This window comes from Ideonella sp. B508-1 (assembly GCF_000333615.1).
Classification (GTDB): domain Bacteria; phylum Pseudomonadota; class Gammaproteobacteria; order Burkholderiales; family Burkholderiaceae_C; genus Ideonella.
This window is the reverse complement of the sequence record NZ_BADL01000619.1, coordinates 1-9,148: the sequence shown is the minus strand read 5'-3', so window position 1 is coordinate 9,148 and position 9,148 is coordinate 1. Positions and strand designations below refer to the sequence as shown.

The 9,148-nt window shown below is 67.4% G+C and carries 11 protein-coding genes; 4 read left to right on the top strand and 7 right to left on the bottom strand.

Features of this window, described 5'->3' with window-relative positions:
• The coding region (locus I73_RS30440; RefSeq protein ID WP_040501510.1) for an aminotransferase class IV at window positions 1–353 on the top strand (353 nt) is incomplete at its 5' end.
• Window positions 354–374: 21 nt separating this feature from the next.
• On the opposite strand, the gene I73_RS24565 is transcribed toward I73_RS30440, so the two are convergent.
• Both I73_RS24565 and tsaE read right to left on the bottom strand, forming a co-directional pair.
• Window positions 375–1,745 (bottom strand): N-acetylmuramoyl-L-alanine amidase, encoded by a 1,371-nt coding sequence (locus tag I73_RS24565; RefSeq protein WP_022983050.1) that lies wholly within the window; start codon window positions 1,743–1,745, stop codon window positions 375–377.
• On the bottom strand, window positions 1,742–2,233 hold the full coding sequence (gene tsaE / locus I73_RS24560) for a tRNA (adenosine(37)-N6)-threonylcarbamoyltransferase complex ATPase subunit type 1 TsaE (RefSeq protein WP_026097172.1): 492 nt from the start codon (window positions 2,231–2,233) through the stop codon (window positions 1,742–1,744). The genes I73_RS24565 and tsaE overlap by 4 nt, the downstream gene beginning before the upstream one ends.
• Here tsaE and queG point away from each other — a divergent pair.
• Entirely contained in the window at window positions 2,219–3,313 is a 1,095-nt protein-coding gene (queG, locus tag I73_RS24555; protein WP_022983048.1) for a tRNA epoxyqueuosine(34) reductase QueG, read from the top strand. The genes tsaE and queG overlap by 15 nt on opposite strands.
• An 11-nt stretch (window positions 3,314–3,324) precedes the next feature.
• On the opposite strand, the gene I73_RS24550 is transcribed toward queG, so the two are convergent.
• Window positions 3,325–4,227, bottom strand: a complete 903-nt coding sequence (locus I73_RS24550) for an AEC family transporter (RefSeq protein ID WP_022983047.1) — start codon at window positions 4,225–4,227, stop codon at window positions 3,325–3,327.
• 113 nt (window positions 4,228–4,340) lie between these two features.
• Between I73_RS24550 and xerD the strand changes: the two genes are divergently transcribed.
• The gene (gene xerD / locus I73_RS24545; protein ID WP_026097170.1) at window positions 4,341–5,255 is read left to right on the top strand and encodes a site-specific tyrosine recombinase XerD; all 915 of its coding nucleotides are present in this window, start codon (window positions 4,341–4,343) and stop codon (window positions 5,253–5,255) included.
• A 68-nt stretch (window positions 5,256–5,323) separates the two neighbouring features.
• On the opposite strand, the gene I73_RS24540 is transcribed toward xerD, so the two are convergent.
• Window positions 5,324–6,304: a porin gene (locus I73_RS24540; protein WP_022983045.1), complete on the bottom strand. Its 981-nt coding sequence runs from the start codon at window positions 6,302–6,304 to the stop codon at window positions 5,324–5,326.
• A gap of 250 nt (window positions 6,305–6,554) precedes the next feature.
• On the opposite strand from I73_RS24540, the gene I73_RS24535 reads away from it, so the two are divergent.
• Window positions 6,555–7,154: a MarC family protein gene (locus I73_RS24535; RefSeq protein WP_022983044.1), complete on the top strand. Its 600-nt coding sequence runs from the start codon at window positions 6,555–6,557 to the stop codon at window positions 7,152–7,154.
• A gap of 75 nt (window positions 7,155–7,229) precedes the next feature.
• On the opposite strand, the gene I73_RS24530 is transcribed toward I73_RS24535, so the two are convergent.
• From I73_RS24530 to I73_RS33570, 3 genes are all read right to left on the bottom strand, one after another.
• On the bottom strand, window positions 7,230–7,982 hold the full coding sequence (locus I73_RS24530) for an amino acid ABC transporter permease (protein WP_022983043.1): 753 nt from the start codon (window positions 7,980–7,982) through the stop codon (window positions 7,230–7,232).
• Between the two features lie 31 nt (window positions 7,983–8,013).
• On the bottom strand, window positions 8,014–8,874 hold the full coding sequence (locus I73_RS24525; RefSeq protein WP_022983042.1) for a basic amino acid ABC transporter substrate-binding protein: 861 nt from the start codon (window positions 8,872–8,874) through the stop codon (window positions 8,014–8,016).
• A gap of 103 nt (window positions 8,875–8,977) precedes the next feature.
• A complete protein-coding gene (locus tag I73_RS33570) occupies window positions 8,978–9,118 on the bottom strand; it encodes a hypothetical protein (RefSeq protein ID WP_022983041.1) in 141 nt (46 codons plus the stop codon).
• Between the last annotated feature and the right edge of the window lie 30 nt (window positions 9,119–9,148).

Genomic DNA, 9,148 nt, shown 5'->3' with positions numbered 1-9,148 from the left:
CGCGGGGCCGGCAGCTGGCCCGTCACAAGATCACCGAACGGGCGCTCTACGACCACCTGGTGGCGCAGGCCGAGGCGCAAGGCGCCTTCGACGCGCTGCTGTTCAGCGACGACGGCTGGCTGCTGGAAGGCGGCCGCAGCAATGTGCTGCTGCGCCTGCCCGAGGGCTGGGTGACCCCGCCGGTGTCCGATGGCCTGCTGCCGGGGGTGATGCGCGCGCAACTGTTCGCTGACCCCCGCTTGGACTTGCGAGAGCGCTCGGTCCACCGCGACGAGCTGCCCCGCGTGCTGGCATGGCGCGTCTGCAATGCCCTGCGGGGCGTGCTGGACGCCCAGCCCTTGCCCAGTGCCTGATCAGCGTCTCCGCCCCGGCCCTCAGACCTGTCGGTTGCGCGCCAGGGGCGGGTTCTTGGCGAAGTAGCGGTCGATGCCGGTGTAGAGCGCCTCGACCAGCTTGAGCTGGTAATCCGGATCCTTCAGCCGGCTCTCTTCTTCCGGGTTGGAGATGAAGGCCGTCTCGACCAGGATGGACGGGATGTCCGGGGCCTTGAGCACCGCGAAGCCGGCTTGCTCGACCTCGCCCTTGTGCAGCTTGCCCACCGTGCCGATGCGCGAGAGCACTTCCTTGCCCAGCCGCAGGCTGTCCTTGATCTGGGCGGTGGTGCTCATGTCCAGCATGGCGCGCAGGACCTGGGCGTCCTTGGTGTTGGCGTTGACGCCGCCCACCACGTCGGCGGCGTTCTCGCGCTGGGCCATCCAGCGCGCGGCCGCGCTGCTGGCGCCACGGTCGCTCAGTGCGAACACGCTGGCGCCGCGGGCCTGGGGCGTGAAGAAGGCATCGGCATGGACCGAGACGAAGAGGTCGGCCTGCACGCGGCGGGCCTTGGCCACACGTTCTTGCAGCGGCACGAAGAAGTCGGCGTCGCGGGTCAGCATGACCCGCATGTTGGGGCGGTCGTTCAGCCGATCGCGCAGGGCCATGGCGATCTGCAGCACCACGTCCTTCTCGCGCAGGCCCGTGGGACCGATGGCGCCCGGGTCCTCGCCGCCGTGGCCCGGGTCGATGGCCACCACGATCAGCCGGTTGATGCGGTCACGCTGGGCCGCGGTGGGACGGGGCGCGGGCGCCGGGGCCGGTGTGATGCCTGGCTTGGGTGGCGTGGCCGACGCAATGGGCGGACTGGGCGGGCGGGTGGCCTCGGTGGCAGCCATCGGCCGGTCCATGCGGTGGATGAATTCACCCAGCGCGTCGTCCATGGTGCGGGCGGCCTCGCGCTCGGCCTGCAGCTTGTCGTTCACCAGGGCCAGCAGCGGGTCCTGGGCTTGCAGCGGGTAGAGGTCGAAGACCAGCCGGTTCTGGTAGGCCGCCACAGGGGCCAGGGTGAACTGCTGCGGGTTCACGGGCTGCTTGAGGTCGATGACCAGCCGCACCACGCGCGGCTGGTTCTGCCCCACCCGCACGCCGGCAATGAAGGGATCGTCGGACTTGACCTTGCCCACCAGGTCGCGCAGCGCGGGGCTGAGTTCCAGGCCGTCGATGTCCACCACCAGGCGCTGGGGGTCTTCGGTGAGGAAATGGCGGGCCTGCAGCGGCTGGTCGGACTCGATGGTGACCCGGGTGTATTCGGTGGCGGGCCACACCCGAACCGAGACGATGCTGGCGCCCCAGGCCAACTGAGCCGGCCCCAGGAGCAGGACGGCCTGCCCCAGGCGGCCGGCATGGGCGAGGATTTCGCGTCGTTTCATGCGAGTAACTCCTTTCCGCGCTGGCTCATCGCGTGAGCGAGCACCCTTCGGCTCTCATCCGGCTGAGGCTGGATCTCCAGCCGGAGGTCGGCCTGCGGACGTTCAGGCCCGGCGTTCTGGGCCCATTCACACAGCTTCAGGCCGGGGCGGGCGAAGATGTCGCGGAAGCCGGCATCCACCCACTCGCGCGGGTCGCTGAAGCGGTAGAAATCGAAATGCGAGATGGCCAGGGGCTGCCCCGCGTGCACCACCTCGTAGGGCTCGACCACGGCATAGGTCGGGCTCTTGATGCGGCCCTGAACGCCCAGCGCGCGCAGCAGGTGGCGCACCAGGGTCGTCTTGCCAGCCCCCAGCGGGCCATCCAGTTCGATGCAGGCATCGGCGATGCCCGGGTGGCGGGCCAGCGACAGGGCGAACTGGCCACAGGCCGCTTCATCGGGCCAGGACAGGGAGCGGGTTTCTAGAATCGGCAAATGACTCAAGGCGATCGGGCGGAGCTGGATCTCACGCAGGCATTGCGGGACTGGGCACGCGCGCTGGGATTTTCCCAGATCGGCGTGGCCGACGTCGACCTGTCTTCGGCCGAGGCTGGGTTGACTGCCTGGCTGCAGGCTGGGTTCCATGGCCAGATGGAGTACATGGCCCGCCATGGCCTGAAGCGGGCCCGCCCGGCGGAACTGGTGCCGGGAACGGTGCGGGTCATCACCGCGCGCATGGACTACCTGCCGCGCCAGACCCCGCAGGGTTGGCAGACCATCGAGTGGCAGCGGCTGGACCAGCCGGCGCACGCCAATGTCTCACTCTACGCCCGGGGCCGCGACTATCACAAGGTGCTGCGTGCGCGCCTGCAACAGTTGGCCGACCGCCTGGCCGAGACCCTCGGCCCGTTGGGGCACCGGGTGTTCTGTGACTCGGCCCCGGTGCTGGAGGTGGAGCTGGCCCAGCGCAGCGGCCTGGGCTGGCGGGGCAAGCACACGCTGACCTTGTCGCGCGAGGCCGGGTCGACCTTCTTCCTGGGCGAGATCTACGTGGATGCGCCGCTGGTCCTCAGCGCGCCGGTGGAGGGCCACTGCGGACGCTGCGAGGCCTGCATCCAGGCCTGCCCCACCGGGGCCATCGTGGCCCCTTATCGGCTGGATGCGCGGCGCTGCATCTCCTACCTGACCATCGAGCACGACGGCCCCATCCCCGAGGCCCTGCGGCCGCAGATGGGCAACCGCATCTACGGCTGTGACGATTGCCAGCTCGTCTGCCCGTGGAACAAATTCGCCCAGCCCAGCCGTTTGCCCGACTTCGACCCGCGGCTGGCGCTGGGCGATGCGACCCTGGCCGAGCTGTGGGGCTGGGACGAGGCGCGCTTCCTGCGCGAGATGGAGGGCAGCCCGATCCGGCGCATCGGCTTCGAGCGCTGGCGGCGCAACCTGGCCGTGGCCATGGGCAATGCGCTGGCTGCCCGGGCCGCGGGTTCGCAGCCACTGGTCGGGTTGCTTCAGGCCGCGCGTGGTCAGGCCAGTGCGCTGGTGGCCGAGCATATCGACTGGGCCCTGGCGCAGCAGGCCAGGGCCTGAATTCCGCGGACTCAGCGCAGCGCGTCCAGCGCGCTCAGTGCCATGGGCAGGCCGGCCATGCCGATCACGGTCGACACACTGATCAGTCCGGCCACGTAGCTGCCATGGCCGCCCATGCGCACCGCCAGCACATAGGCGCTGGAAGCGGTGGGCAGCGCGGCGAAGGCCACGACCACGGTCTGCTGGGCCGGCGGCAGACCAATGAACAGCACCAGCGCGATGGCCACGACCGGCAGCACCAGGTGGCGGATACCCAGCAGCGCGGCGGCCAGGCCGGGGGCTTCCTTGAGGGCGCCCATGCGCAGGCCAGCCCCGACAGCCATCAGGCCCAGGGGCAGGGCGGCGCCACCGATGCGGCTGAGTGTGATCTCGGCCAGCTCGGGAAGGCGCAGGCCCAGCAGATTGCCCACCAGGCCCGTCACGGTGCCCACGATCAGCGGATTGCGCGCCAGTTCACGCAGGAAGTTGTGCCCGGCATGGCGGGCCAGCGGCCAGACCGCGGCCACATTGCACACCGGCACGCACAGGGCGATCAGCAGGGCGATCCAGGCCACCGATTGCACGCCGCCCAGGCGCTCGGCCAGGGCCAGGGCCACATAGGAGTTGAAGCGGAAGGCGGTCTGCGCCCCGGAAGCGTGGGTGCGCGGATCCACGCCGGGCCAGCGCCCCAGGGCATAGGACAGGGCGATGCCCACGGCCACCACGGTCAGGCCGCAGCCGGCCAGCGTCATCAGCGCGCCGGGTTGCAGCGGCTGGCGCAGGATGGCGACGAAGAGCAGCACCGGGAAGAGCAGGTGGTAGACGAGCTTCTCGACGCCATCCCAGACGCTGCGGTCCAGCAGAGTGTGGCGGCACAGGAGCCAGCCAAGCACAATCAGCAGGAAGTCGGGCAGCAGCAGGAACACTTGGCTCATGGGGCTGAGAGTGTGCCAGCAAGCGTGGGCGTGCGTGCGGTCCCGGCCGGGTCATGTCCGCCCCCGCCTTGCCATCTCTCCCACCATCTGTCTTGTCCTCTGTGTCTTCTTCCATGCCGTCACCCGCGCTCGCGCAGACCGATGCCGCATTGATTGATCTGTTCTGTGCTGCCCTGTGGATCGAGGATGGTCTCTCCCAGAACACGCTGGCGGCCTATCGGCGTGATTTGAGTGCGCTGGCGCTGTGGCTGGGGGGGCGCGATCCCGCGGTCGGTCTGGCGTCTGTTCGTCTGAGTGATCTGCTGGCCTACGCGGCCGACCGGCATGCCAGCACGCGCGCCACCACGGCCAACCGCCGCCTGGCGGTGTTTCGCCGCTTCTACCGCTGGGCGGTGCGGGAACGTCATGTTGCCGAGGATCCGACCCTGCAATTGCAATCGGCCCGCCAGCCGCTGCGTCTGCCCAAGACCCTCACCGAGACCCAGGTCGAGGCCCTGCTGCAGGCGCCCGATGTGGGCAGCCCTTTGGGCCTGCGTGATCGCTGCATGCTGGAGCTGATGTACGCCAGCGGCCTGCGGGTGTCGGAGCTGGTGGCGCTGTCTTCCGTGGAGGTGGGTTTGGCCGAAGGGGTGTTGCGCGTCACCGGCAAGGGGCGCAAGGAGCGTTTGGTGCCCTTCGGGCAGGAGGCCGAGGGCTGGATCCGCCGCTATCTGGCCGAGGCGCGGGGCGAGATCCTGAAGGGGCGCCCATCGGCAGCGCTGTTCGTGACGGGGCGCGGGGAGGGCATGACACGCCAGATGTTCTGGACGCTGGTCAAGCGCTATGCGGGCCTGGCCGGGGTGACTGTGCCGCTGTCCCCGCACACCTTGCGGCATGCGTTTGCCACCCATCTGCTCAACCATGGCGCCGATCTGCGGGTGGTGCAAATGCTGCTGGGGCATGCGGACATCTCCACCACCACCATCTACACCCATGTGGCGCGCGAACGGTTGAAGGCACTGCACGCACGTCACCATCCCCGGGCCTGAAATGAAAAAAGCCGACCCGAAGGCCGGCTTTCAGCACTTGCTGAGCAGAGGCCCGAGGGCCTCGAGCATCAGAAGTTGTGGCGGATACCCACGCCGAAGTCGTTGAAGGTGCCGGTGAACGCGGCATCGTCGTCCTTCACCTTGGTCACGAAGGCGTAGACCTTGGTGCGCTTGCTCAGGTTGTAGTTGTAGCCAGCGGTGGTCTGCCAGGCCTTGGAGGCGCTGCTGCCGTCGGCGAACTTGACCGTGTTGGTGCCGCCATAGTTCAGGTGGAACTCGTTGGCGCCCAGGGTGTACATGCCGACCAGACGCCAAGTGTTGTACTGCTTGTCGCCGGTCACGTGGTCGAAGTAGCCACCGAAGCCGAAGGCGCCCAGGTCATAGTTGGCACGCACAGCGGTCGACTTGTTGTCGCCCAGCTTTTCGTAGCCGGCACCCAGGTGCAGAGCGCCACGGTCGTAGTAGCCAGCCAGGGAGATGGGCTTGCTCTTTTCGCCGTCATAAGCTTCAGCGGTTTGCACCCAGCCCACGAAACCGTTCAGGTCCGGGGTGTTGTACGACACCGAGTTCTGCAGGCCGACCGAGTTGTAGATCGGGCCGCCGTACAGCACGTCAGCGGTGTTGCCGGTGTCGTGGTTGATCCAGGACACGTAGTCGGCGGTGGCGTGGTAGGCCTCGTTGTTGCCGTAGCCCAGGTTACCCAGCTTCAGGGTACCGTAGCGGGTGGCCAGACCCACGGTCGACTCACGGCCCCAGAAGCGGGACGAAGAGTCCTTGGCGCCCGGGACGTTGGTCACGGTGCCGGTGGCAGCGTTGAAGCCGCTTTCCAGGGTGAAGATGGCCTTGTTGCCGCCGCCCAGGTCTTCTTGGCCGCTGAAGCCAATGCGCGACGAGTTGTCGACGACACGGTTGTCGCGCTTGCTGGCGCCGTCAACCTTCACGCTTTCCAGCGACAGGTTCAGGCGACCGTAGATGGTCACGGAGCTTTGGGCGAAGGCGGGGGCCGCCAGGGTGGCCGCGATCGCGGTCAGGACGAGAGATTTCTTCATGTTGAAGGACCCTTGGTCAGTGAAACAAAGGAGTCTCACGTCTGTGCTTGTGCTACGCAGCGCAGGACGCCGAAACTCGGAAGTGCCGTATGACAGCACTGTGAAAGCGAGTTTAGCCGTGCATTTCGGGTTTGCCCCATGACAGCCCTCCTTTGGCCCATCCCATGGCTGTCTTCTGTTGCATCGATGCAACTATGGGTGGGTGGGCGCCCGCCGAGCGCAGTGCTCCGGCCCGGGCGAGAATCCAGGGATGGACCACACCTTCGTCTCCGCCTTCGTGCTTTTGCTGCTGGTGCTCGACCCCTTCGGCAGTCTGCCCATCTTTGTTGCCGTGTTCAAGGGCGTGGCTCCGGAGCGCAGAACCCGGGTGGCGATCCGGGAGGTGCTGATCGCCTTCTGTGTCCTGCTGGGCTTCATGCTCTCGGGTGAGGGCTTTCTGCGCCTGATGCATCTCTCGGAGCGTTCCCTGGAGGTGGCTGGCGGGGTGATCCTGATGATCATCGCCATCCGCATGATCTTCGCCAGCGGCGGGGAGATCTACGCCACCGATGCCGAGCGCGAGCCGATGATCTTCCCGCTGGCCGTGCCCTTGCTGGCGGGGCCTTCCGCCATGGCCACGGTTCTGCTGCTGGCCTCCCGGCAGCCGGAGCGTCTGGCCTACTGGATCGGGGCCCTGACCCTGGCCATGCTGGTGTGTGGCGCGGTGATGGTGTTGGCCGAGCCGATCCGCCGTCTGATCGGCTCGCAGATGGTCAATGCCATCGAGAAGCTGATGGGCCTGGTGCTGACCGCCATCGCGGTCGAAATGGTCCTGGCCGGCCTCAAGCGCTATTTCTTCGATCCTTCCTGAGCTCGGCCCCGCTGGCCCCGAAAGAAAAAGACGCGCCGATGGGCGCGTCTTGGAGGGGGCTGGGCGGCTGAATGCTCAGCGGCCGCGCAAGTGGCTGGGGGCTTCCAGCTTGCGTGCCGCCAGGGACAGCAGCATGGTCAGCGCCAGGTACAGGGCCGAAATGGCCAGGTAGGGCTCCCAGTAGCGGGAGTAGGCGCCTGCCACGGTGCGTGCTGCCAGCGCCAGCTCCGCCAGGCCGATCGCCGAAACCAGGGACGAGTCCTTGATCAGCGCGACACCTTCGTTGACCAGGGCCGGCACCATGCGCCGAAAAGCCTGAGGCAGCACGACATAGCGCATGGTCTGGCCGTGGGTCAGCCCCAGGCTCCAGGATGCCTGCGTCTGGCCCAGGTGGATGCTCTGGATGCCGGCGCGGAAGATCTCGGAGATGTAGGCGCCAGCGTTCAGGCTCAGGGCCACTGCCCCGGAGAAGAACGCGCCGTGGTCCTGCCGGAACTGGCGGGCGAGGTCCCCCGACAGCAGCAGGCCGTGGTCCGGGTGGATCAGCGCCGGCATCACCGCGAAGTGGACCAGCAGGATCTGCACGAACAGCGGCGTGCCGCGGAAAAAGGTCACATAAGCCAGTGCCACGCCCCGAATGCCCTTGAGCACCCAGTGCAGTGCCACCGACTTGGGCGGTGGCGCGTCCCGCGAACTGCTGATCAGGCCCAGGAGCACGCCGAGCGCCAGCCCGCAGGCGATGGCCACCAGGGTGAGCTCGATCGTGGTCCAGAGGCCGTCCAGAAACAGCGGGCCGTAGCCCGCCAGAATGTCCCAACGCAAATCCACGGAACGCTTCTCTCTTCAGGGCTGGGGTCGATCAGTTCGAAGCGGCAGACGCCGGTGCGGCCGCGGCCGGCGGCTCGGTGCCGAAGGTCTTCTTGTAGATCGCGGCATAGGTGCCATCCGCCTTCACGGCGGCCAGACCCTTGTTGATCATGGCCATCAGCTCGGTGTTGCCCTTCTTGACGGCGATGCCGTACTGCTCAGGTGCGAAGGACTTGGTGTCGGCCACGGTCTTGAACTTGGCATCCGGGTTGTTGGCCACGTAGTGGATCACCACGCCGTTGTCGGCCACCACGGCGTCCACGCCGCCGGCTTCCAGTTCCTTCAGGGCCAGCGGGGTGGACTCGAAGCGCTTGATCAGCGTGGAGGTCTTGCCCTGCAGCTTGGTGACGACTTCATCGCCGGTGGTGCCGGTCTGCACACCCACCTTCAGCTTCTTCAGGTCTTCGAACTTGGTGACCTTGGAGTCGGCCTTGACGGCGATCAGCTGGATCGCGTCGAAGTACGGGTCGGAGAAGTCCATGGTCTGCTTGCGCTCGTCGGTGATGGTGATCGACGAGATCAGCAGGTCGCGGTCACCCTGGGTCAGCGCGTTGAAGATGCCTTCCCACGGGGTGTTGATGAACTTGACCTGGAAGCCACCCTTTTCGGCGACGGCGGTCAGCAGATCCACGGAGAAGCCGACGATCTCGCCCTTCTCGTTCTGGTATTCGAACGGCGCGTAGGCGGCATCGGTGCCCACGGTGTAGACCTTGGCGGGGGCGGGCGCGGAAGCCGGCGCGGAGGCGGCTTCGACCGGCGCGGCGGGTTCCTGCTTGCTGCAGGCGGCCAGAACCATTCCCACTGCCAGCGCGCTGGCGAGCTTCAGGAAGTGACGGGTGCTCATGGAAGACATGGGGTTCCTCGGGTTAATACCAAGCGGTGTATGTGCGCATCGCGCAGTGTAAGTCGGGGGGTGCAAATTCCACGCCACGCTGCCCTGGGGTGTACCCGCACCATCATGGGGTTGAGTGCACCGGATTGGTGACGCCGTCCTCATCCAGCCAGGCCAGTTCCTCCGGTGCAAAACCCGCCGCCTGGCGGGCGGCCAGATTGAACGGGCGCCGCAGCCGAGGCGCCTCGTACTGCTTGACCAGCATGGATAGAGATCCACGGGGTCCGGCCCCTCC